The organism is Brakhagea slesvicensis (genome assembly GCF_052161625.1).
In the GTDB taxonomy this organism is placed as follows: Bacteria; Planctomycetota; Planctomycetia; order Pirellulales; family Pirellulaceae; genus JBKCUI01.
In genome coordinates, this window is record NZ_CP197412.1 from 1,585,204 (window position 1) to 1,607,762 (window position 22,559).

Annotated in this window: 21 protein-coding genes and 1 tRNA gene; 6 read left to right on the forward strand and 16 right to left on the reverse strand. The window is 54.2% G+C overall.

All coding sequences use genetic code 11. The features are described 5' to 3' along the window. The first annotated feature begins 2 nt into the window (after window positions 1-2). A complete protein-coding gene (locus SH467x_RS06175; RefSeq protein ID WP_482370407.1) occupies window positions 3-2,696 on the forward strand; it encodes a BatD family protein in 2,694 nt (897 codons plus the stop codon). 1,093 nt (window positions 2,697-3,789) lie between these two features. Here SH467x_RS06175 and SH467x_RS06180 read toward each other — a convergent pair. From SH467x_RS06180 to SH467x_RS06245, 14 genes are all read right to left on the reverse strand, one after another. Further along, window positions 3,790-3,954, reverse strand: a complete 165-nt coding sequence (locus tag SH467x_RS06180) for a hypothetical protein (RefSeq protein WP_482370408.1) — start codon at window positions 3,952-3,954, stop codon at window positions 3,790-3,792. Window positions 3,955-4,196: 242 nt separating this feature from the next. Then, window positions 4,197-4,409 (reverse strand): hypothetical protein, encoded by a 213-nt coding sequence (locus SH467x_RS06185; protein ID WP_482370409.1) that lies wholly within the window; start codon window positions 4,407-4,409, stop codon window positions 4,197-4,199. Next, window positions 4,406-4,726 (reverse strand): hypothetical protein, encoded by a 321-nt coding sequence (locus tag SH467x_RS06190; protein ID WP_482370410.1) that lies wholly within the window; start codon window positions 4,724-4,726, stop codon window positions 4,406-4,408. Before SH467x_RS06190 ends, SH467x_RS06185 begins: the two co-directional genes overlap by 4 nt. Before the next feature lie 53 nt (window positions 4,727-4,779). After that, window positions 4,780-5,493, reverse strand: a complete 714-nt coding sequence (locus SH467x_RS06195; RefSeq protein WP_482370411.1) for a hypothetical protein — start codon at window positions 5,491-5,493, stop codon at window positions 4,780-4,782. Window positions 5,494-5,677: 184 nt separating this feature from the next. After that, window positions 5,678-6,388 (reverse strand): Clp protease ClpP, encoded by a 711-nt coding sequence (locus tag SH467x_RS06200; protein ID WP_482370412.1) that lies wholly within the window; start codon window positions 6,386-6,388, stop codon window positions 5,678-5,680. A gap of 3 nt (window positions 6,389-6,391) precedes the next feature. Then, window positions 6,392-7,159: a hypothetical protein gene (locus SH467x_RS06205; RefSeq protein WP_482370413.1), complete on the reverse strand. Its 768-nt coding sequence runs from the start codon at window positions 7,157-7,159 to the stop codon at window positions 6,392-6,394. Between the two features lie 210 nt (window positions 7,160-7,369). Next, the gene (locus SH467x_RS06210) at window positions 7,370-7,690 is read right to left on the reverse strand and encodes a hypothetical protein (protein ID WP_482370414.1); all 321 of its coding nucleotides are present in this window, start codon (window positions 7,688-7,690) and stop codon (window positions 7,370-7,372) included. Continuing rightward, entirely contained in the window at window positions 7,687-7,830 is a 144-nt protein-coding gene (locus tag SH467x_RS06215) for a hypothetical protein (protein WP_482370415.1), read from the reverse strand. Before SH467x_RS06215 ends, SH467x_RS06210 begins: the two co-directional genes overlap by 4 nt. Then, on the reverse strand, window positions 7,815-8,048 hold the full coding sequence (locus SH467x_RS06220; protein ID WP_482370416.1) for a hypothetical protein: 234 nt from the start codon (window positions 8,046-8,048) through the stop codon (window positions 7,815-7,817). Before SH467x_RS06220 ends, SH467x_RS06215 begins: the two co-directional genes overlap by 16 nt. A gap of 11 nt (window positions 8,049-8,059) precedes the next feature. Next, the gene (locus SH467x_RS06225) at window positions 8,060-10,699 is read right to left on the reverse strand and encodes a primase-helicase zinc-binding domain-containing protein (protein WP_482370417.1); all 2,640 of its coding nucleotides are present in this window, start codon (window positions 10,697-10,699) and stop codon (window positions 8,060-8,062) included. 208 nt (window positions 10,700-10,907) lie between these two features. Next, complete coding sequence (locus SH467x_RS06230) at window positions 10,908-11,243, reverse strand: DUF1580 domain-containing protein (protein WP_482370418.1); 336 nt, start codon at window positions 11,241-11,243, stop codon at window positions 10,908-10,910. 104 nt (window positions 11,244-11,347) lie between these two features. After that, complete coding sequence (locus tag SH467x_RS06235; protein WP_482370419.1) at window positions 11,348-11,725, reverse strand: hypothetical protein; 378 nt, start codon at window positions 11,723-11,725, stop codon at window positions 11,348-11,350. A 116-nt stretch (window positions 11,726-11,841) separates the two neighbouring features. Continuing rightward, complete coding sequence (locus SH467x_RS06240; RefSeq protein ID WP_482370420.1) at window positions 11,842-13,086, reverse strand: tyrosine-type recombinase/integrase; 1,245 nt, start codon at window positions 13,084-13,086, stop codon at window positions 11,842-11,844. A 155-nt stretch (window positions 13,087-13,241) separates the two neighbouring features. Further along, window positions 13,242-13,315, reverse strand: a tRNA-Arg gene (locus SH467x_RS06245). Window positions 13,316-13,442: 127 nt separating this feature from the next. Between SH467x_RS06245 and thiE the strand changes: the two genes are divergently transcribed. Then, window positions 13,443-14,540 (forward strand): thiamine phosphate synthase, encoded by a 1,098-nt coding sequence (gene thiE, locus SH467x_RS06250; protein ID WP_482370421.1) that lies wholly within the window; start codon window positions 13,443-13,445, stop codon window positions 14,538-14,540. On the opposite strand, the gene SH467x_RS06255 is transcribed toward thiE, so the two are convergent. After that, window positions 14,537-15,352 carry a sugar phosphate isomerase/epimerase family protein gene (locus SH467x_RS06255; RefSeq protein ID WP_482370422.1) on the reverse strand — a complete coding sequence of 272 codons (816 nt, stop codon included), beginning with the start codon at window positions 15,350-15,352 and terminating at the stop codon, window positions 14,537-14,539. The two genes, thiE and SH467x_RS06255, sit on opposite strands and share 4 nt — an antisense overlap. Before the next feature lie 71 nt (window positions 15,353-15,423). Further along, window positions 15,424-16,575 carry a M20/M25/M40 family metallo-hydrolase gene (locus tag SH467x_RS06260; protein ID WP_482370423.1) on the reverse strand — a complete coding sequence of 384 codons (1,152 nt, stop codon included), beginning with the start codon at window positions 16,573-16,575 and terminating at the stop codon, window positions 15,424-15,426. 167 nt (window positions 16,576-16,742) lie between these two features. Here SH467x_RS06260 and SH467x_RS06265 point away from each other — a divergent pair, with 167 nt between their 5' ends. The 4 genes from SH467x_RS06265 (at window position 16,743) to SH467x_RS06280 (ending at window position 22,534) form a co-directional block, all read left to right on the forward strand. Next, complete coding sequence (locus tag SH467x_RS06265; protein WP_482370424.1) at window positions 16,743-18,044, forward strand: glucose-1-phosphate adenylyltransferase; 1,302 nt, start codon at window positions 16,743-16,745, stop codon at window positions 18,042-18,044. Between the two features lie 277 nt (window positions 18,045-18,321). After that, complete coding sequence (locus tag SH467x_RS06270) at window positions 18,322-20,766, forward strand: PVC-type heme-binding CxxCH protein (RefSeq protein ID WP_482370425.1); 2,445 nt, start codon at window positions 18,322-18,324, stop codon at window positions 20,764-20,766. 291 nt (window positions 20,767-21,057) lie between these two features. Beyond that, a complete protein-coding gene (locus SH467x_RS06275) occupies window positions 21,058-22,137 on the forward strand; it encodes a DUF1559 family PulG-like putative transporter (RefSeq protein WP_482370426.1) in 1,080 nt (359 codons plus the stop codon). Between the two features lie 13 nt (window positions 22,138-22,150). Further along, window positions 22,151-22,534: a hypothetical protein gene (locus SH467x_RS06280; RefSeq protein WP_482370427.1), complete on the forward strand. Its 384-nt coding sequence runs from the start codon at window positions 22,151-22,153 to the stop codon at window positions 22,532-22,534. Window positions 22,535-22,559 lie beyond the last annotated feature (25 nt).

Consider the following 22,559-nt stretch of genomic DNA (forward strand, 5'->3'; position numbering starts at 1 on the left):
GAATGTTTCGAATCCCGATTTCAATACTGGCCTGCTTGTTCGTGACCTTCTGCGTCGGAACGGTTCCCGCTCAAGAGCAACCGAGTATCTATGTCGACACCGATGCCGATGAGGTCTTCGTGGGCGAGTCCCTCACGCTGCGAGTTTCTCTCAACAATATGGAGGGAGCAGTCGCCCCGAAATTGGATTCCCTCCAAGAAGACTTTGCGACGGAATTGATTGCAGAGCGACCGTTGAATCAATCGTCGACAACCATCATCAATGGTCGGGTGATGCAGCGCAATCTTACCCGAGTCGACTTCGACTACCAACTTACCCCAAAGCGAAAGGGGACTCTCACGATCCCGTCGATCGCTGTCGAATTCTCGGGGAAGCAATACCGCAGCGAGCCGATAACAATTCGCGTTTTGGAGCCGACTCCGCAGGATTATGTATTCCTGGAAACGAAGGTATCCAAGACACGTGTCTACCCGACGGAGAAGTTCGATGTAACGCTTCGAATTCTGGTGCGTGGTATTCCCGATTGGGAAGGAGATCCGGTTCGCCCTCTCGCGAGGCGTCCTCCTCGTTTGAGCATCCCATGGGTGGAGACACCCGAGGGGCTGAAGGGACCGGATCAAAGCCAATGGTTACAGACGTTACTATCGGACCGAAACTATGGGTTCACGATCAATGGGGTCCGGACATCGGGAACGTTTCCATTCGACGGCCCACAACCAGCTCTGTTCGATTTGTTGACAGGCAAGACCAAGAAGAAGCTTGAGACTGGTGAAGAGCACGAGTTTTTTGTTTATGAAATCACGAAGTCGATGCAGGCCGACACACCTGGTCGTTACACCTTTGGACCCGCGATGGTGAAGGGTACTTTTGCCGTAGGGCGTGAAGAAGAAAGGTTGCTTGCCAAACAAATTGCAGCGAACGCTTCTGCGGAGCAACTCGAGGTAGTAGAAGTTCCATCGCCGCGGCCCAAGAATTACTTCGGCGGCATCGGCGAGTACAACGTCAACACCGTTTTGGCACCGAGCAACTGTCGAGTGGGAGACCCCATCACTCTAACGCTGACCATCGAATCGGAGGAGAGCAGCCTGGAACCAGTGTTTGCACCGAAGTTGACGAATATTCCCTTCATGGCCGATTCGTTTGAGATCATCGACGATGCTCCGATTGGACAAACGGACGGGAATAAAAAGGTATTCGTGTACTCACTTCGTCCGAAGAAGAAGATGGATGCCGTTCCGCCGTTTGTCTTCCAAACATTCGATCCGGGTAGCGAAACATTTAAGGATGTACCTGGCAACCCTATGACCCTTGAAGTGGAAGAGGGAGCCGCGATGAGTATTGCTACCGCCTCCTCGGAAGAAGCTGACACTTTGCAAGAGGCCAAATCGGACTCGATTGATATCACCGTCGGAACGTTTCAGACGCATCCTGTGGTTGGGAGCTTTCTGCGGAGCGAGCACTGGATTGCAGCGGTTGCGATCAGTTGGCTTGGATCGCTTAGTGTATTTGCTGCATCCCTATTCCGTCGATCGACTCGAGCGAGCGCGGAGAGGCGGCGCACGGCGATGGAACCTCGCATTCAGAACCAGATGCGAGAGGTTGTGGAGGCTTTTCAGAGGGGTGAAGCCGATTTGGCGTGCAAACGGCTGCATCAGTGTTTCGCAGAGATCATTGCCAATCCAGTGAATCGATCGGTAGAAGGAATGACGACGCGCGACATTGTGGAGTGTGCGGAGAGGCGTGCGATGGAGGGAGAGCTTTTGGACGCCTTGCGAGATATTCTTGTGAAACTCGATGCACGTCGATTCAGTGCCTCGGTCGACATCGACGAACCCCAACTTCTCTCCATGGCGGTCGACGTTCAAAAATCTATCTTGGAACATGAATCACGGAGGAGTTCAGCGAAGAAAAGGCGAATCCAGTTCGGAAAATTTGCGCTGATTTGGGGGGTGTGCTTAGCCTTGGGGGGACCTTCTGAGGTGGCAAGTGCGATGGCTAGCACCTTGGAATCCACCTGGAATTCCGTCATCGAGCGGTTTGCTCAAGCGACGACAGAGGAAGAGTTTCGCAGGGTGGCGACGGAGATGGAGACGTTGTGTCGCGACGGTGAGCCCAACGCGAATGCCTACTTTCATCAGGGGAATGCCTGGTTCAGAGCCGGTGAGTATGGGCGAGCGATTCATGCGTATCGGATCGCCAATTGCATTGCCCCTGGCGACGAAGGCATCCTGCGCAACCTGAGGATAGCGCGTGAAACTGCACCTTCGAAAGGCATTGCCATCGAGTCCTCGCCCATCATCGAGAGTCGGTTTCGCAGCCCCGTCACCTGGTATTGGGAACGTAACATTGCAGCTATAGCATGGATCCTGTCAGGTCCGATCTTTGTTTGGAGTTGTTTAAGGTCGAGAAGGGGGCCGTTGCTAGCCAGTATCGGATCGATGATTTTCGGTTTCTGTTTAGGAGTGCACACGTGGATCGAATCTCCCGATCGTTATGCACGGACCCATGGGGTCGTCGTTCGCGAGACTAAACTTTTTGAAGGAATGAGTGAGCGGTCAAAAGAAACGGTAAGTCTTCCCCTTCGCGAGGGAATGGAATTGGAGGTGTTGACGCGCACACCGAGTTGGGTCTTGGGACGACTCTCGGGGCAAGAAGACGGATGGGTCAGAAGCCAGGCTATCCGCACAGGTCGGTAGAGATCCGCTACCCACCCGAGGTGGCGCGTGCGTACCCCGGGCTAATAGATGATGTCCTACCAGGACAAACTAAAGTCAAGTCGGTGACCATAAAGCCGCAGTGGATGTATTGGAACGCCTATGCGTTCTTTTGGGTTTACGCGAGTAAATCGCTTAACCGTCTCCGCAGGCGTACACGAACTGTCGAAGGTGGCTTCTAGCAGCCAGACCGCGCTTGTTGTTACAGAAGAATTCTCGGACAGTTCGGTGCAGCGGATTGCTTATACATAGCGATCTTGCGAATACTCTGCGATCCATTAGGTGTTGGGCGCACTGAGAGTGCCGACTGGGTGATGTGTTGACTATGGATCGATGAAGGTGGTTTTGGAATTGCGGGCGAAATGTAGACGTCGTCGCCTGCGGAGACTGTTAAACGATTTATTCGGCGGGAGCTTTCGAGTTCGATCCATTTACAACCACTTGTTTTTTATGAAAACCGGATTGACTCCAGATTGTCGTGAAAGGATTTCAGCTATTCACCCGGGGTAAGCGTGCGCCACCCCGGGTTGTTTGCAAACGTCGCTAAGCTTCCCGGAGGGATACAAGCCATCCAGTAGGCAGCTAGCATCCATTTCAGGATGCATCATCCTCTAATGATAGACCGGTGATGTCGCTCACCCTCCATCACCGTCTACAAGCTGCTATGCCTTCGGCATGCAGCACGCAGACTCATTTCAAGGCTCTCGACGGAGTCAGCTTTTGTATTCCATGTCACAACCGGTCGAGATCGAACCGGCAAGTTCGCAAATAGATTGCCCTGCGATGTGGTACCGAAGAGGCGGAACCAACGCCTTTGGTCTTGGCATTTTCGCAACTCCTGAAATAATCGCTCACCGCGAGAGTGTGCTGCCCAGCTAGGACAGTTTTCCGGTATGAACTTCGACTTTACAGGGTCGCTCGGGAAAATCCCGGTACGCCACAGGTGGCGTCCGACCAACAAAAACATTGACAAAACTGACAGTACCCCCGGCAAGGTTCGAACTTGCGACCTCAGCTTTAGGAAAATGACCTTATTGAATCTTTGAAAGCTCAAAAACGCTGTAAATCCTGCGTTTTACATGCTAGCAAACTGCAACGCCGGTTGCAAGTAAAGCATCGAATTGGTGTAGTTGCGGTGTATTTCGCGGTAAGCCATTAACAAACCCGCTGCACCCGAGAACCACACCTTTGGAAACTCCCTCTTTAGCCGCTGCTCGATGTAGAGACGGGAATTGCCCATAGCTCTCGGACTGGAAGTGTTTACATTGTTAACGGTTTCTGGGTTTGATTTTGGTCGTCCGTTCTTCCTAGCAGGCCTGTTGTCTTTCAACAGCTTGCAAAGGGTGGGGCGACCAAACAATTCCGCCACCTCTGCAACGCTGCTTGGTTGTGGTCCGCAATGTTGCGGACCAGATTTCTGCGTGTTGAAGTGACCCTTTTTCAACGTCGCCATCTCCGCAGCAACTATGGTGACACGTCTGGTCACGCGCTCCGCATGGCTTCTCTGAACCGATTCTCTCGAAGCAGGGGATCGGTGGCGTCCTGTGGATGGAATAGCTGTTCGCCTCTCGATGCTCGTTCCCGCATGACTTGCACCTTCTCGAACGATCCAGGTCTTGCTCCCGTCGGTGTCGCTGGTTCGGGTGGTTCGCCTGTGTAGTCGTGTGCGAACGTTTCGATTGTGACCTCTATCACGATGCCACCTTCAAGCCTTGGGACGCCTCCAGCTTCTCTATCCTCGCTCGCAACTCCCCGAACTCGGACAACGGCACCAAAGCCGCCAAAATCGCTTTAGACGCATTCAAGCGGTCCTTTGCGTCGTTCTTCTCGTCCAGCAACTCAACTAGCGTATCGACCGCCAATGTGGCGGCTGATGATAGTCTGCCAACGGCACCCGCTATTGCTTCGGTCCGCAGCTCGGAAACGCGCTTTCGAAACTCCGGCGTTTGCGAAGTGTGATAGGCGGCCGACTCCGACAACCCGATGGTAACTGCCGCCTGGCGTATGCTCATGCCACCTGCAACAGCAACCGCTAGCCGTTCTGTGGTTCTGCCTTTCTTGTCCATCACAACCCCACTGGAACAGGGATAAACACTTCGTAAGGGTCCAGCGGCTCGGAGGATTCCAACGCATCACGCTCCGCTAGAAACGCTTTGTCATAGGTCGCTTGGTGGGTGGATGATGCTTCGATCAAAGTAACATCGGGTGACTTTGATTCCACCTCTCCAACGCCACGATACCAAAGCCCTTTTCGTGAATCGCATCGCACCTCGATTGCCCCCTCGATCAACAGCGGGAAAATCACTTCGGTGAACGGTATCGCCTGGTCGGTGGAATACTCGCCCTCAAAACCAAGTAGCTCCCGCTCGTGCGTCCAGCTTCTCGGAAAGCCCTCTGCAATGACAGCAACGCTCGATGCCGACTCCAACCCTATCAATCCCCTCGCAATTGCTTCGCCTTTTGCCGTGAGAAGTAAACTGGTCACCTGTCCACCCGATGACAGCGGCTCAACCAAGCCTGCTTCAATCAACGCCTTTCGATGATGGTGTGCCGACTTCCAATTTGCTCTGCCATCTGCTCGAGCTGCGATGCCAAGCGACTTTTCCCGATACGCTCTCTGGCGCTGCAGGAGAATCAACGCAAGGTTTGGTGATCTTGCTGGCCAGAACAACGCATCCCGTCTAGCGAGAATCGCAACCAGCAACGGCAATGCGTCTGTTGGCAATGCGTCGCCTGTGTGCGTCTCAAGCTTCGCTAGTCGGTCGGAAAGTTTTGGCATTGGGAAGGTAGGATCCAGGTTTGTGTATGAAATCTGCGAGCTTTTGCTACCGCATTCCTTTGGGACCGCTCGGAAGTACCTTGAAGCCCCCCCCGGTACCCGCCCCTCGCAAAAAGAAAAAGGGAAGGGGGACCGCGCAACCAGTAGCCGCTGCTCGCGAACGGTCCCCCAATCCCCGATGGAATCAACGTGCGTTTACTGCCGCAACGTATCGCTGTCTCAACCCTGGATGGTTCGCCTCAATCCAACTCGCTCGCTCACCTGGCCGAATGCCTGCCTTGCGTGCACTTTCAACCGCTGCTTCGAATTGTTCCTTGAGTGACTTTGCATTGCTTGTCGCTTTGCTTCGCGCCGATGCCACCGCTTTAGCGAACGCTGGCACCCTTGCCGCTATTCGTGCGACGTGATGATCGAAACTTCGTTTGGTCGGCTGTTCGATAGCATCGATGAATCCGTGATCCATTGCTTCCTCTGCATCAAGAAAAGCTTCCGCCTCCATAAGCTCCTCAACGTCCTCGATGTCCAGTCCAGTTCGCAAAGAGTAGATGTCACGCAACTTGCGATGCAGCTTCTCAAGTAGCGACTCATCCGATTCGCTTAGGTCCTCTCCCTCCATGTGTGGAGAGTGTGCCATGATTAAAGCGTTTGGCGTCGCTCTCACTTCGTCTGCCGCGAGCATAATGGCAGATGCCATCGACAACGCTGCGGATTCAACGATTGCGGTCGTCTTGCCTGCATAGGCTGCGATCGCATCGTAAACAGCCAAGCCTTCAAGAACCGAACCTCCCTCGCTATTGATGCGGATAGTGACGGGTCGTCCTCCCGCTGATCGCAATGCGGCTTTGACCTCAGCCGCTAGCCCTGGCTCGATAGGTCCGTTGATGTGAATTTCCATTTATTAACCTCCGATGTAGTAGTTGAGTCCGTCCAAAATCGCTTCTTCTTCCGCTCGGATCTGTGCATCGAGTTGTTCATACTCGGCTTTCAATTCGACCACCTTTGCAGCAGATAGTTCTGCGATGCGATCCATTGCTCCTGGCAGGACGGCGCGTCGTCCGTAATGGTCCAGCCCAATTTCATTGGGAAAGCGAACCCGGACGGTATCGACTAACAGATTCGGGTGAATCGAATCCCGTCTTGCAAAACCTTCATAGGCTCGGATCTCCGATTCCAATTCAAGACGTCGTCGATTTTCGCCTTGGCTGTGCAAACGGCTGATCTCTCGATTGACGGATGCTTGAACGTGACTAGGTGCAAGCTCACGCAATTTCGCTCGTGCAATCTCCGCATCGGAAACCGACTTTTCGGCGTCATGCTCTGACTTGTCCAGTTCTGCAATCTCGCTTCGCAAGGATGCAATCTTTTCTTCCAGCTTCGAACGCTTGGCGGCATTGGACTTTTTCAATCCATCGGCAAGTTCGACGCGCCGTGAAAACTCATCGTCGCTGCATGCGGTCGCTTCGTATTTCAAAACGCCAAGCATCCTTTGCAACTCTTCTCGCTGGCGTCGCTCATTCCATCCCAACGCATTGGCAACCACCGAAAAGCTCGGGTCGTCTTTCTCGAGCTGTCCCGATGCGATCTGCCGTAGCAGGTCCTCCGATGCCTCTTGCAACTCCAACGTTTGTTGAGACAGCTTATTCAAAAATCCTAAATCAACCGCCATCGCTAATTCCCTCCCGTGAATAAACCTCGACTGTGTGAATTATCCCGAGGGTCTCGACTGTGTGAAAAAACTCCGTACTAGATTTCCGAATTTCGACAAAAGTTTTCTTGGTCGTCCAGCCGCATGTATGGCACTTGCGATACTGAGTCCTGAATCGACCGATGCGTCGGGTGGTATAGACCAACAACCGACCTCCACAATGGCAACGCTTCATCGTCGGCAAACCTTGCGAACAAAATCCTGCACCTGTTCGGCGGTCGCTTCTCGTTCCCGATTTGCTGCGACCAACAGCCGCCGCAACTCCTCCAGCTCGTTCAACGCCTCGTGTCGCTGCTCGATGGTGTCAGACTCGTTGAACCGCTGGACGGTGGTTTGCACCTGACCGCCTAACACGTCGATGGAATCGATGGAAACCGCCAACGCTGCAATAATCCCGCGTCCCGCTGCTCGATCGTCTGGTTCGGTCAAGTCTCGAACGAATAACCGGAAGGATTTCAAAATCTCAATTTCGTGGGTTAGATTGAATCTCACTCGTCCGACTCCTTTCGTCGAATCGAAACGCATTTCAACCCGTAGACTCGCAGCAACGCTTTCAGCAACCGCCGCAGCCGCTGGAACGGGTCTGGTCCGTCTGGATAGTGTTTCGCCTCCAATGTCATTTCGATAAGCAACGCAAACTCCTTTCGATGTCGTAGGCTCTCAAAATCTCTTCCCGTGTCGTCGTCCCGTCCTCGAGCGATCCGAGGATGTAAACCAGTCCCGCCTTGTGGTGACGAATCACGTCGACCAACTCCCCAAATACCTTGCTGGCGTCGGCGTCGAACCGAATCGAATCGCCATCCGCTGCTAGATGAACGCCTATTGCCCAACAGAAAACCAAGAAATTCAACGGCGTCCCCATCAAATCCACCCCGTAACGCGTCCATCGGCGGAAATGATCGTTTCAATGTTTGGATGGTTTGTATGGTTTGATTTCCCCGACTCGCTACACGGGGGAAATAAATCAACCGTGGGTGTATATGTGTCTATAGGCTCGCTTAATTTATTTTCCACGCGTAGGGGGTGAGGGTTCCGAAACCCTCCAAACCCTCCATACCCTTCCCGAACCAGCCATCGCTTAACCGTTCCGTGGGTCGTTTCCGACTCAATTCGCTTTCCCTGCCATGTTCTATTCTTGAACGACAAAAGCTTTTTGCCGAACCGCCTAGCGTTCCACCGATCGCCGCATATGGTCCCAACGGCTTCCAGTAACGTCGGACAACTTGGGTTCGACATGTCTTGCGAACTAACAACGCGTTCAATCTCCGATGTCGTTAAGCCGCTGTTGTCTGGATCGGCTTCGATCAACCCGACAATCAACATTGCCAGTAGCGACTTCGTTTCATCGGATTCGGTCGCACTCTTTCGTGTCGGCAAAGGATCCGCCGCACCTGACCAAACCAACGCACCACGAACTATCCGCGTCCAGTCCTCGAAGGATCCCCAAACCCCGCCGGATTGCTCAGGACAACCAGCAACGTAATAGCTTCGGAGAACGGTTAACGCTGCCACCGCCAATCGGGGACGATTCGCAGCAACCCAACCCAACAGGTTTTCGTGGACGAATCCCGAACGGTCCTCTGGCGATTCCAACGGACTCTCCAACCGGATCGGCAAAACGCGTCTTGCTACGTCCGAACCGTATGCGATGTTGTTCCCGGTCGCTGCCCAAACGGTTCGCATTGGCAATTCCCCGGTCGTCCTGCTCGCACCTAGAACGCGATCGTTCCAAGTTCTTGCAGTTAACGCCGCGTCGATATTCGCACCACCTAGTTGAACGTCGAGATTATCGAAAAGAACGCATGGCGTCCCTTCAATCGCGATCGATGTTACAAGCTTCCTTTGCTCCTCCTCGTCACGCGTGAAAGTCTTGCGTGATGCCGGTCGACCATAGGCAATTAAACTTGCCGCATCGGCAAGCAACGACTTCCCAGCGCCGCGAATGTTCGCACCGATGGTAAACATGGGAACGCAACCTTCAATCGCTGCGCGTCCAATCATCGAAAGAACCATTGCCAGCCATCCCGAACGGTCCGCCGGATCCACAAACGGGAAATCAACAACAACGTGCTCCAGCTCTGCAATAGCGGCTTTCGCGTCCTCGACCGTAGGCGATTCGGGAACCGCCGGAAAGTGTGTATTGGGTCGATATATCAAACCGGAAGGGTTGTCGTATCCGGCTTGCTGTAGGATCGTTCCATCTGGACGGAGTGTCGGCGCTTGCACTATTCCGTTTAGCGGTCGCACCAACCCGTTGTAAAATCCTCGAAGGTGAACCGCATCGATTAGCCATCTTGGGGGACGCGTCGGGACAATCTCAACGTCGTCTTTCGTCTTTTGTTCTATTAACAATTGGCAACACTGAGAAATCCTCTCCCGAATTAACGCCGCTGGTAAAGGTCGAATCTGCAAAACGCCTTTCGTGGCTGCGTCCTCCGACTCAATCGGATGGACCAACGAACCACCGCGAACGAAAACCTTAACCGATTCGCGAATCTTCTCAGGGATCCATTCGCTATTCCAACCCAACGCTCCGAGGTGTTTAACAACCTGGTCGGCAACGTACCCTTCGTTCAATGTAACCAAAACCTCTGGACGGTCCGAACGATCCTCGCCTTCCTCTGGTTCCCAGTGTTTCGCTTGGTCGATTGCTTCGCGGATTGAAGATTCCCCGCTTGGCTTTCGAAGGATGTCGCGAACGTCCTCACCTTGGCTTGCTTTAATCTCTCCCGGTAGTCTCGCAATACGAACGCTTGCCGCGATGCCGGTTAACACTCCGCCGGATGTCTGCGCCCCTCGTTGTCCTGGTTGATCCAAGTCGGGAACTAGAACAACGTGAACGCCGCGAAAGAGATTCGCATATATCGGGGACAACTTACAAGTCGGCAACCCTGCCGCGATAAATCCCAAACCAGTTAATGCACTCGCATCCTTAACGCCTTCGGTTAATAACCACGTTTCGCCAGCTTGTGGAAGTCTGCCTGGGAAAAACATTCCCGAAGAACCTTTACCGCGTGCAAACTTCCCTTTGTCGCCTTGCCACAAATCAAAGGTTGAATGCTTCTCACCTTTGCTGTCCCAAACTGGAACGCGAACGACTTCGCGATTGCCCCTCTTTGCTAACGTCGGTTCAAATAGCCTGAACGCATCCAGCGGCATTCGCTTTTCAATACAAACCGCTTCGATTAAATCTCGCTTCGGCGCGTCGGTCGTTTCGGCGGAGACTCCCAGTTCGCTCGCTAGCTGCTTGATTGCTTCTTTGTTCTCGATGCAGCTAAGCCATGCGAATGTTCCAATTCCGTCGCCGGAACCTTTCGGTAGGCAATGCCGACAAAAGACCTTTCCGTTATCGTCGAACTCTGGGTCGATGTGGAATCGATCCGTTCCGTTACACTTCGGACATGGCTGCCCGCCGCTATCATCGCGATGCAATGGCAATGTAAGAATCGAACGCCATCTACCATGCGCGGCTTGTTTGATCTGTTGGACCAAATAGCTCATTCGTCCACCTCGCTTTCGGTGAACGCTTCTTCTCGTGCCGCCTGGCACTCATCGCAATCGCATAGTTGCGGTAGCCCTGTGCATAGATCGCACTGGCAATCCGAATTGTCTGAATCGGCTTCATGCGCCATAATGAAATGACTCCTTACGTTTCGATGTTCGAAATGAGAAAAACCCCTGGAACTCAGCCCCCAGGGGTTTTTCGTTTTCAAGAGACAAGCGATCGGTCGGTAGATGCGACGATGAACCGATTCAAAGCTTCCATGCTTGTCACCCAGTTCGGGCCGACTTTAACCGCTTCCAGCTTGATACCCTTGATGCCTCGAAGTACCCAACGCGATAGAGTCGCCTTGTCGGGTCTTGAACCGCTTATGTTCTGAAGCTCGACGCGTGCCTGAGAGAAAGTGAGAACCGACTCACTGAGAATTCGACTCACCGTCTCGGCGGTGTTTACTTTCGGCGGTGCAACGTGTTTGGGCGTTTCAACATTCTTGGGTTGTTGGTGTGCAGAACTGGCGTCTGCTTTTGGTTTGCGTGATGGCATAAAAAAACCTCCGTTTGTGATTAAACGCAACGGAGGTCAACTTAGATAAAGGCGGGGTACGTTTCAGGGTACCCTTTCACGCGAACTCAAGATATTTTTCTTCTTTATTCGCTCCTGTCTTTCCATGTTACATGCCGATGTGCGCCAGAAATGATAAAGTCGTACCCTATCGTCCTGACTTTTTTTCTGAGTCCTTTCAAAACCTTCTTGATCGCATCGTCCGTGACTTGTGATGGCCATTCGCGATGGAGTAATTCAAATTCGGTTGTTGTGTGATTGCACACTACTGAATAGGCGATTCGTTCATTCGGACTGAGTGAGGCAACAAAAGACGATTCTTGTTGTGCGTCCATTCGGTCAAAGAGAGAGGTGTATCCCTGCCATTCTTCGATTATCTCTCGCAACTCTTCTGCGTATGGGCATTGGTAGGTTCCATTCTCTATCATTCCAAGAATGATCTTTCCGGCCATTTTCGTATTCATTGTCAGATACCTTATGTGTTTAGAAGTCGCTGCCAGCCCGACCACCAACGCATAAGGCAACGTTGATGATCGGACCGACGCGGGGTTAATTACTCCCCTGGCGACGCGAATCGATTTTACAAGCTTGGCATTACCTTGGAAGCTTCGATAGCTTGGCGAACGGTCGCCTTGCTATATCGCTGCGTCGTCGCAAGGTCGGAATGACCAAGCAACGCTTTTGCGTTTTCCAGCTTCAACGTTTCAGCAACCATAGTTCCAACCAAATGCCGGACCTCGTAAGGCGTCCAGACTGGAACGCCTGCGTCCTTTGCTGCCCGCTGTAGTGCTCTCCTGTACGAATCCTTCGTGTAGCACTCTCCCGGCTTTCGCTGTGCGTCCTGTTTGGATCGGTCCCTCTGGCTCGGCTGCACCTTAGTCTTGCGGGTCGCTCGCTTCTGGGCGTTTTGCCAAGCCACGCTTTCTTTGGGTGAGAACAGGAAGCTTTCTGGGTGACGGTTGATGTAGTCTTCGACCGCTGACCTCGCATCTCCGACCAACGGGACAATCCGTTCCTTGTCCTTGTTGGTGTTCTTGTGGGTCGATGGAATGTAGAGCCACTCGGGACCGGAACGATCGATGTCGCAAGGTCGCATGGAGCAAAGTTCCGATGGACGCATCCCGGTAGCCACCTGAACTCGCAGCATAGCACGAAGGACGGGTGAAAGCTTTTCCGCTGTGGCGCGAACGTGCTGGATGTCCACCGGCTTTACGGTGCGTCCCTCCTTTGCGGTTGTCCTCCCTTTGCGTAGCGGCTCGATGGTCTTTAGTCGCTGATGGACCTCGACCCCAACCAACTCCTGACCGACAGCCCACTTGAAAGCTCGAATGACCAAATTGGTGAGGCTGTTGGCATATCGTCGGGACACCCCCGTTTTGATCCATTTTTCCCGGACCTCCCGCAGCAAAACCGGACCGAACCTTTCTGCATCCACTTCCCCCGCATGGCTTCGGATGTCCTCGCAAACTCGCTTTGCTTTGCGGATAGCTTCCGGGTCGTTCCGGTAGTACCCCTCGCAATGCTGGATGTATGCGGCTGCTAGGTGCTTCACCAGAATCGGCTCATCGGACTGGTCAACCTTTTCGGGGGTGTCGCTAGGCTGCATTCCCAACCCGACAGCCAATTGGCGAACGGATTGCGGTGTAAGTTCCGCCGGGAGTTTGTAACCGTTTGCCTGGTACGCCTGCAAAATGTACGCAAACTTGGTGTGGACCTCGGGTGTATTGTGTTTCCCGAGGTAGAAAGTGACCCCATCGAACTTGGCGATCGACTGACCGCTGATGTGGAACGAGATAGCCGGTGCTTCGGCTTTTGGTCTTGGCATGAAAGCAACTCCTGTGCATTGTCGCTTATCCACCGGTGTACCATCTTGCTAGGACGGTTTTGGTGTATAAACTTCAGGTTTACAGGGTCGCTCGGGAAAATCCCGGTACGCCACAGGTGGCGTCCGACCAACAAAAACATTGACAAAACTGACAGTACCCCCGGCAAGGTTCGAACTTGCGACCTCAGCTTTAGGAAAGCCGCGCTCTATCCAACTGAGCTACGAGGGCTTCGGGTTGTCCGGCCCCTTTCCAGGTCCCGGATGACCAACTGCGAAAATTCATGATAGCAGCATCCGACGGTTCCCAAAAGTCTCCCCCTTCTACGAACATGGCGTAAGCCAAAAACACCGGAGCTATGACGTCCCAACCTCGGAACCCCCACTCGGAATCTTGCTCCATCGGCGACGCTCTTTTCGGCCACCGCATCGGTGATGCCAATCTCAATCGCGCTCACGAAGCCCTCCGCACCCTCGAAGATCTCGCTCGCTTTCGCAACTTGCCCCTCCTCCAACAGGCGTACAAAGAAACACGCCATCTCCTCCAATCTTCCATCCAATCTTGGGATGCGAACGCGCTCCTCATCGCACGCGACGCTCAAGGCGATGTCGGCAGAACCTTTAAAACTCCTACCGAACTTCAAAGACCCAGCGCTTTTTTCGATGTCGCTGCCGCCGCCTCCCAACGCTTGCAACAATCCCTTCGCGCGCTCGAAGAAGTTGCCAAAGTCCTTTACCCTGCCTCGGCACCCTCCATCGAAGCGATCCGATACCGCGCCTACGATCTGAATGCCTCCCTTCAGCTCTCGCTCCAACGCGATCGCGACTTCCTTGGCAACGCAAAACTTTATGTGCTCGCTGATTGCACTCCTTCCTTAAAAGACTTCCAATCAAGAATCGAAGCGATCGCCCGTTCAGGTGCTGATCTCATCCAACTCCGCGAGAAAGAAAAGGACGCCGCGGAGATCTTGACCTACGCCCATGCCGCCATCGAAGCGATCGCCCCTCACACCACTCGCTTGATCATGAACGATCGAGCCGACTTGGCAGTTCTCGCCAATTCCTTCGGCCTCCATGTCGGGCAAACCGATCTACGATTAGACCAAGCCCGCAAGATTGTTTCCGCAAGCTCCATCATTGGGCTTTCCACCCATTCCCTCGAACAGATTCAATCCGCGATCGAGCAAGGGGCCGATTATATCGGATGCGGCCCAACCTTCCCCTCAACCACGAAACACTTCGATGCGTTTGCAGGAATCCCCTTCCTCCGCGCAGCTGCACCCCTCGCTACCGAAGCTCAATTGCCTGCCTTTGCCATAGGCGGCATTCGCGAAGAGAACTTGGATCAAGTCCTCGAGACAGGATTCCAACGCGTCGTCGTCGGCAGCGCGATTTGGAATGCCGCCGAACCCGATCGAGCAACGGATCGATTCCGTTCGCGGTTGGATCGCGATTAAGCTTGCACGGCGGCGATCATGTTCCGCATACTCGACTCTAGAATGGTTTCCACACCCGGGGAGTAATCGAACACTTCAACGCTGACCCAGCCTTGATAGTCGATGTCCCGGAGCGCTTGGAAGATCGGCCGCTGATCCACATCCCCCATGCCGGGCCCAAGTCGATTGGGGTCGTTGGCATGAAAGTGAATCATCAGATCAGCGTTGTCGCGAATGATCTTGTCAATCGGTTCCCCTTCGCTGCTCATCGCTTTGACATCCAGGTGCAGCTGAATGGAATCGCTATCCAAACGAGCGATCAATTCTCGCGCCTGCTTCGCATGATTGAGGAAATTCCCTTCTTGGGGACCAAGGGGTTCAATCGCGATTCGGACGCCATGTCGCTCCAGCGCCGGCAAGACCTTTTCCAATACCGATGCGGCATTCTCCATCGCGCGATCATGCCCCATTTCGGGCGGGAAGTTGCGTTGAAGCGGCGATCCCAACACCATGATCTTTCCCTCCAAGTCCGCACAAAGCTGGACGAGCTCGTTCAGGTATGCCGAGGTACGTGCTCGAATGTCGGCATCGTCGGTGGTCAGGTGATAACCTTCGGTCTTGGCCAATAGCCAATGAAGTCCGATGATTTCCAACCCAAACGACTTCGCCGATCGGAGGTAATCCGATCGCTGCTGCGCGGTGATCCGATCGGCTCGAGTACCGAGGGTAAATGGTGCGACTTCGATGCCCGTGTAGCCATGCTTCCTGGCCATCTCGAAGCCTTCTTCAATAGGCCAATCGCCGAACGTCTCGTTGCAAATCGCGAACTTCATTGCTGTTCCTGGTGCTGGATGGGGAGAGGACAGTGGTGGGAGGAAGGAGTTGAAAGAAAACAAAAGAGAAATCAAGTCGAGGGTTTGGACTGCAGTGCGCAGAACGCTTTTGCATACGTTTCCACGCCGAGTTGCAGCTGATCCAAGCTGATCCATTCGTCGCTTCGGTGTGCCTGCTGGATATCCCCGGGACCGCAGATCATCATCGCTTGCAGCCGCTGCAAGACACCCGCGTCGGTAGCGTAGCAAACACTTTGCGATTCTTTACGGCCGACCACGGAGAGCATCTGCTGGATCCATGCCGCCTCTGGGGGAACATTCCAGGGTTCGACGCGATCACACCGAACCAGTTCGAGTCGATGCTGATCGCATATCGCTTGGACCTCCGCCATCAAAGGCTCTACATCAATCCCCGGCATCAAGCGAAGGAAGTTGTTCAACTGGGCAAGGGAAGTCGTGACATTGACCGCTTCGGGTTCGTTGGTGATGGTCATGTTCCAAGAGAGGTTCGGTGGATCGAACATCGCGTTTTGAAAGCGTGGGTCTCTTTCGGTCGCATGGCGCAATTGAAGCAATGGTTCGAGAGCGGGGATCAGCGCATAGTTGGCGTTCATCCCGTTCAACGTACTGGTATGGGCACTCTTTCCGCGAGCCAAAACATGGAAGCGAAGCCCCCCTTTGTGGGCATGTACGACCTCCAGCTTCGTCGGCTCTCCCACAATGCCGATGGTTTTGGACGCGACCATTTCTTCGAACAAGTGCGAACGTCGGTCGACAAGTCGAGCGCCGTGCATTCCGACCTCTTCGTCGCTGGTGACAACGAAGTAGATTGGGAAAGCGTCGTCGGGGGGAACGATCGATGCGGCGACGAGCGCGCACGCCAGCGAACCTTTCATATCGCACGCTCCCCGTCCATAGAGCCGTCCGTCTCGAACCACTGGATCAAAGGGGCCACAGAAATCGAGCGACCAGTCTTCGGCGGGCACGACATCCGTGTGGGCTAGGTAAGCCACCCCGCCGGTCCCTTTCCCTCGTTTGGCCACCAAGCTGACTTTCGTTTTTCCTTCTCCATCTCGATACGAAAGCCACTCGACCTCGAACCCAATTCGGAACAGCTCGTCGGCGACCGCTTGGCTCACGTCCTCGTTGCTTTCGTGGCTTACGGACGGAAAACGGACCAGTTTCGTCACCAAATCTATCGCGGATTCCCAAGCAACGTTCATAAACTCTCTCTGTGGACAGCGTCGGATCAGGCCAACATCGCTCCGATCCCGATGGACGAATCGCTCCGATTTTATCGTTTGGGATCTCTGCTGTCCCCTCCCAATCAATTACGGTATCTTAAAGCGCTATAGGCGTACCATTCCGACGGTTTTGAAGAGGTTTTGCAATGAACAACATGAGGCAGGTGATTTCGTTGATTCTCGGTGGTGGAAGAGGAACCCGCCTTTATCCCCTTACAAAAATCCGAGCGAAACCTGCCGTTCCCTTGGCTGGCAAGTATCGATTGATCGACATTCCGATCAGCAACTGCCTTCACAGCGGCATCAATCAAATCTACGTCGTCACGCAGTTCCTCAGCGTCTCGCTCCACCAGCACATTCGCCAAACCTATCGTTTCGATAACTTCAACGGCGGCTTTGTCGAACTCCTCGCTGCCCAACAAACGATGGAGGGAGGAACGGAGTGGTACGAAGGAACCGCCGACGCAGTCCGCAAAAACCTGCGGTACTTCGACGAAAAGGATTGCAAGTATGTTCTGATCCTTAGCGGCGATCAGCTCTATCACATGGATTATTCCAAGATGCTGGAGACGCACATCCAGACCAACGCCGATGTGACCATTGCGACCAAACCGGTACCTCGATCGGCCGCCCACGCTCTCGGTGTAATGCGGTGCGATGACACCGGACGAGTCACTGGCTTTTTGGAGAAACCCAAGACCGAAGAGGAGATCAATATGGTCTCCACCAACCCCGCGTGGATCGACGCGCAAGGCATCCCGTCGCAAGGCCGCGATTGCTTGGCCAGCATGGGGCTCTATATCTTCAACAAAGAGCTGTTGTTCGATGTTCTTAACAAGACCAACTACAGCGACTTTGGAAAAGAAGTCTTCCCAGCTGCGATTCGATCGCGCAAAGTGCAAGTCCATTTGTTCGACGATTACTGGGAAGACATCGGAACCATTCGCGCTTTCTACGATGCGAACTTGGCCTTAAGCAATCCCAATCCCCAGTTCAATCTCTTTGATGCGGCCCACCCGGTCTACAGCCGCGCGCGATTCCTTCCCCCTTCGGTGGTCGATGGCGCGACCATCTCGAGTTCGTTGATCGCTGACGGATGCCGGATTGGAAAAGGAACTCGCATTGAGAATAGCGTGATCGGTCTGCGATGCGTCATCGGCGAAGGGGTTACGATTCGGAACAGTATCATCATGGGGGCCGATTTCTCGGAAACCGACCAAGACCTAGCAAACAACACCGCCGCGGGTCATGTTCCGGTTGGTATCGGCTCGGGCAGCTTGATCGACGGCGCTATCCTCGACAAGAACGTACGCATTGGCCGACATGTACAAGTCATCAATCGCCTGCAAGTCAACGAATCGGATCAATACGATCCATGCTTCATACGCGACGCCATCCCGATCGTCACGAAGGATGCCACGCTCCCCGATAGCTGGACGATGCAGTAAGCGATTGCTTGGCAATTTGGTAAAAATCCCAGGGCTAGTAGCCGCAGCGCGCTAGCTACCGGTTCATGGCGTGGCCGACGGCTCTCTCGCGCCCATGCTGATAATACGCTTATACCGATTCCCCGCCCGCACCAAACCCTGCCCGCACCAAACCCCGTGCGTCTGTTCCGTTCACGAGCTGAGGGCCCCCTTCATGTTGAATCTCACCCGCATTCGGTTTGCCCTTTGTTCCTGCGCGAGCCTGTATTCCTGTGCGAGCTTGTTATCGATTGCCTGCATGGAAATGAGAACCAACCACTGCACCTGGGCTGCTGAGCCCAAGGTGATGGTGGAGGGATGGAAACTGGAGTCGGTTCGGACGGAGCCAGATTTGGTAACACCCATCGGTTGTCGGTTCGATAGCCAAGGTGGTTTGTTTGTGGTGGAGTGCCATACGCATTTCCCTCCGGATGGTTATTCGGGGCCGAAGGTGGATCGTATCTATCGCTTCGACGATAGCGATGGGAATGGCTCGCTCGATCGACAGGTGCTGTTCCATGAAGGTGGTGTGGCGACCATGGGCGTGGCGACTTCTAGGGAGGGATGGCTTTATGTCGTTACACGGTCGCGCATCGATCGGATGCGAGATGCCGATGGGGATGGTCGAGCAGATCAGCAGGAGACACTGATTCGGCTCGAGACCACGGCCGATTATCCGCACAATGGACTTTCGTCGATTGCCTTCGGTCCGGATGGCTGGATCTATTTTGGGCAGGGAGAGAATTTTGGCCAGCCTTATCGATTGATCGGCCCCGATGGCGCGAAGCAATCTGGGGGAGGAGAGGGTGGCAATCTTTTCCGTTGTCGACCTGACGGCCGAGACTGCCAGCGCGTGGCCACCGGTTTTTGGAATCCCTTTGGGACCTGCTTTGATGCAGCAGGTCGGTTATGGACGGTGGACAACGACCCCGACTCCCGTCCGCCATGCCGACTGATCCACGTTGTCGAAGGTGCAGACTATGGGTTTCAATTCCGCTTCGGACGGGCCGGCACCCACCCGCTGTTAGCTTGGAACGGTGAGTTGCCGGGAACACTTCCCATGGCATCGGGGACGGGAGAAGCCCCCTGTGCGGTGATTCCGATTGGGGATTCCCTTTGGGTAAGCAGTTGGGGTGATAATCGTATCGAAGCGTATCGTCCCGTCCCCCACGGTGCGTCTTGGAAGGCGGAGTTCACGACGATTGTGCAGGGAGACGTGAATTTCCGCCCTGTCGACTTCGCCGTCGCCCCAGATGGTTCGGTTTACTTTACCGATTGGGTGGATCGCAGTTACCCGGTCCACCAAAAGGGCCGACTTTGGCGATTGGTTCCTGACGACGCCCGTGATTCCGCCACCTCCGAGGGAAGCGTGCTCGCCGCCTGGTCACCGAAAGAGCAGGCAGCACGAAGGCTCACATCGGATCCGGTCGTAGCTGTCGAAGAACGGTGGCAAGCTAGTCGCTCGAACGACCCGTTCCTCGCGCAAGCGGCCATTACGGGATTGGTGCGTCACCAAAATATCGACCTGCATCAACCACCTGCTGACCCAAAGTACTTGTTGTCATGGTTGCAAGCCGTGCGGTGGATGGAGTTGTGCGATCCCGCCAAGTTGCCTGAGGAATGGAAGCGGACCTATTTCCCCATCGGGATGAAGTCCTCAGATTCGCAGGTGCATCGCTTTGTTGCGCGATGGGCAGCGGAATCGGGTAATCGCGAATGGTTGGGATTGCTGAAAGAGTCGCTCGATAGCAACCGACTGCCGCTCCATGAGTTCGCCGAGGCTACGGCCGCCATGGCTTATTTAGAGAGTGGTTCTGCAAGCCAGAAAGGGCGGGACCCCAAACGGGAGGCGTTGCTTTTGGAAGTGTTGCGCGATCCGCAGCGCACCACCGCATTACGGACCGCAGCCCTTCGGTGGCTTCCCTCCGAATCCGAAGCACCGAGCTTGCCCGAGTTGGAGCGATTGGTCATCGAGATCGCGACTCCCGAATTTCAGCGGCAAGCGGTCGATTTCGTGGCTTGGTCGAAACACGTCGATGCACCTAAGTTTTTGAGACAATGGGTATTGGACTCGAATTGGGATTTCGATGCACGTCTCGATGCACTTTCAGCATTGTCTCGTGTGATAGACAAGGCCTCAGGGGATCGAGAGGGGTTTGAGGCCAAACTGGCATCGGAGCCACGGCTTGTGGAGGAGTGGAAAACGTTGACACGGAAGGAGTCGAGCCAGGAGTCGTTGCCATCGCCAGATGACGAAGATGCTTGGAAGGGGATACTCGCCGAGCCCGCGGACGCAGAGAAAGGGCGACGCGTTTTGATGCGGAGTGTTTGCGTGCAGTGCCATGGAATGGGTGGTCGAGGCCCCAGCGTTGGGCCCGATCTCGCCACCTTAGCAGGAACCGCGACGCGAGAGCGAATCTTGGAGTCGATTTTGCATCCAAGCCGTGAGGTGGGACCCATTTACGTCGCTTGGAAGGTTCGGCGATTGGATGGCAGTACGTTAGAGGGAGCGAAGCTTAACAGCGGATCGGGTACCCACATGAAGTATCTGCTCAAGGACGGAAGCGTGGTCGACGTACCGATGGCGGAGATCGAAGAGCAGGTTCCGAGTCGGCTATCGATCATGCCCGCCGACGCCTACCAAACGCTCACGGCGTCGGAAATCCGAGATCTGGTCGCCTTTTTGAGCCAGGGGACGGAATAATTTTGGCAAATAATCCTATCGGGTTTCAACGAAAGAATGCCCGCATGTCTGCCGTTACAACAGACCTGGGGTGCAACGAGGCCCATAGCGGAAAGCGATAAGGATTTTCAGGTAGCGGGCTGCAGATTCGCGACGATTTACATGGGAACGGGCGGTATTTAGGATGCGTCTAATATCCTCCCCGTCCTGTGGAAATCGGTCATCTATTCGCTTGGCCAAATTCCAAGGGATGTTAAACTGGCTTGAAGCCCATTAGTTTTTTTTCTATTTGATTCGGTTGGGAGTGATTCTATGAAGAAGTATCGACGCGGTTTTACGCTGGTCGAGTTGTTGGTCGTCATCGCGATCATCGGGATTCTGGTGGGGCTCTTGCTCCCCGCCGTGCAAGCAGCCCGCGAAGCAGCGAGACGCATGCAGTGCCAGAATTTCATCCGGCAAATGGGTCTATCCGCCCACAATTTTGAAAGTGCGATGAAGTACTTTCCACCGCGAAGGCACTCAAAGGTCTTGCCAAATTCAGGTGGTGTTCCAACGACCTACTACTCGGATGCCTCTCCGCAAGTGGTTCTGCTTGCCTACATAGAACAGGGCAGTAAGCTGAACCAGTGGAATTTGGATTACAACGTCAATTCGGATGTAGCGATTGGGCCCGGAATTCCTGCGTTGACGGGAGCGAACGCAGCTGCTCGCGTCGGCGATATCCCTATGTACTTGTGCCCTTCCGACCCATCCACCATGTTTCAATCGAACGCAGGGCGATCGAACTATATGGTTTCGACAGGGGCTAATGCGGACTATCGTGGTGGATTGCCTGGCGACGGCATTTTCGCGATGCCCAACCCAGGGACAGGTCAAATGCTGAAAGGCCCAACCCATGGGTCGATTTCGGATGGAACCAGCAATACCGCGATGTTCGCAGAGGTGAAGCGAGGGAACTTCAACAGCACGCAAACCGGTCAGTACGATCACACGACCTCCTTTATCATCTCGACTGCCTACACCGGGGCTCAGCTAACGGACGGCAGAAATCTGCCAGAATGCGGACCTACGGGGCCAAGCGTCGCACCAACCTATTTCCGTTATGGTGGTCTTCAGTACTACCGTGGTTCGGTGAACCAACTGTTCTCCTACGCACACACCTTGCCACCAAACTGGAACAAGAGGACGCAGAATACCGCACAGCAACGCTACGGTTGCGGGAACTCTTCCTACGCACAAGCACACATCCCCACATCCAGCTACCACACTGGCGGTGCAAACGTTTGTTATGCGGACGGATCAACCCGGTTGATATCTGACTCGATCGACTTCGTAACCTGGCAAGCACTTGGCAGTCGAGCAGGTGGTGAAGTTATTTCCTCGAACGAATAGAAATCAACACGGAATGATTCGCAATTTTTTCATGATGATCGGGCTTTCCCTTCTCGTTGGTTGTGGAGGCTCGGCGCCAACTGGTCCTGCCCTTCCAGCGGATGCTGGAGAAGCAATCACCGAAGCTCACGGTCTGATTTTGGAATCCACCTACGGAGGTGGGCTATTGAAGAGCGCAAAGGATCTCGACGCTTTCGAGTCCCGATTCCCTAAAGCAGTCGCTGCAATCAAAAGCGGCGAAGTGAAGGTGATTTGGGGGAAGGCTGTCAAAGACAACTCTCCCTCGCCTGAAGTGATCGCTTACGAGAAAGCTGCAGAGAGTGGAGAAGGCTGGGCCATCAAAGACAATGGTAAGCTGGAAAAGGTCACCTCGGCAGACCTTCCCAAAGGAAAGTAATGCTCGCTGATTTGTCGACGCGTTG

Excerpts from the sequence above, each read along its gene's own strand:
- SH467x_RS06175 (WP_482370407.1), top strand. The coding sequence starts at position 3 with ATGTTTCGAATCCCGATTTCAATACTGGCCTGCTTGTTCGTGACCTTC.
- SH467x_RS06180 (WP_482370408.1), bottom strand. The coding sequence starts at position 3,954 with ATGGGCAATTCCCGTCTCTACATCGAGCAGCGGCTAAAGAGGGAGTTT.
- SH467x_RS06190 (WP_482370410.1), bottom strand. The coding sequence starts at position 4,726 with ATGAGCATACGCCAGGCGGCAGTTACCATCGGGTTGTCGGAGTCGGCC.
- SH467x_RS06195 (WP_482370411.1), bottom strand. The coding sequence starts at position 5,493 with ATGCCAAAACTTTCCGACCGACTAGCGAAGCTTGAGACGCACACAGGC.
- SH467x_RS06200 (WP_482370412.1), bottom strand. The coding sequence starts at position 6,388 with ATGGAAATTCACATCAACGGACCTATCGAGCCAGGGCTAGCGGCTGAG.
- SH467x_RS06205 (WP_482370413.1), bottom strand. The coding sequence starts at position 7,159 with ATGGCGGTTGATTTAGGATTTTTGAATAAGCTGTCTCAACAAACGTTG.
- SH467x_RS06225 (WP_482370417.1), bottom strand. The coding sequence starts at position 10,699 with ATGAGCTATTTGGTCCAACAGATCAAACAAGCCGCGCATGGTAGATGG.
- SH467x_RS06230 (WP_482370418.1), bottom strand. The coding sequence starts at position 11,243 with ATGCCATCACGCAAACCAAAAGCAGACGCCAGTTCTGCACACCAACAA.
- SH467x_RS06235 (WP_482370419.1), bottom strand. The coding sequence starts at position 11,725 with ATGAATACGAAAATGGCCGGAAAGATCATTCTTGGAATGATAGAGAAT.
- SH467x_RS06240 (WP_482370420.1), bottom strand. The coding sequence starts at position 13,086 with ATGCCAAGACCAAAAGCCGAAGCACCGGCTATCTCGTTCCACATCAGC.
- thiE (WP_482370421.1), top strand. The coding sequence starts at position 13,443 with ATGACGTCCCAACCTCGGAACCCCCACTCGGAATCTTGCTCCATCGGC.
- SH467x_RS06255 (WP_482370422.1), bottom strand. The coding sequence starts at position 15,352 with ATGAAGTTCGCGATTTGCAACGAGACGTTCGGCGATTGGCCTATTGAA.
- SH467x_RS06260 (WP_482370423.1), bottom strand. The coding sequence starts at position 16,575 with ATGAACGTTGCTTGGGAATCCGCGATAGATTTGGTGACGAAACTGGTC.
- SH467x_RS06265 (WP_482370424.1), top strand. The coding sequence starts at position 16,743 with ATGAACAACATGAGGCAGGTGATTTCGTTGATTCTCGGTGGTGGAAGA.
- SH467x_RS06270 (WP_482370425.1), top strand. The coding sequence starts at position 18,322 with ATGGAAATGAGAACCAACCACTGCACCTGGGCTGCTGAGCCCAAGGTG.
- SH467x_RS06275 (WP_482370426.1), top strand. The coding sequence starts at position 21,058 with ATGAAGAAGTATCGACGCGGTTTTACGCTGGTCGAGTTGTTGGTCGTC.
- SH467x_RS06280 (WP_482370427.1), top strand. The coding sequence starts at position 22,151 with ATGATTCGCAATTTTTTCATGATGATCGGGCTTTCCCTTCTCGTTGGT.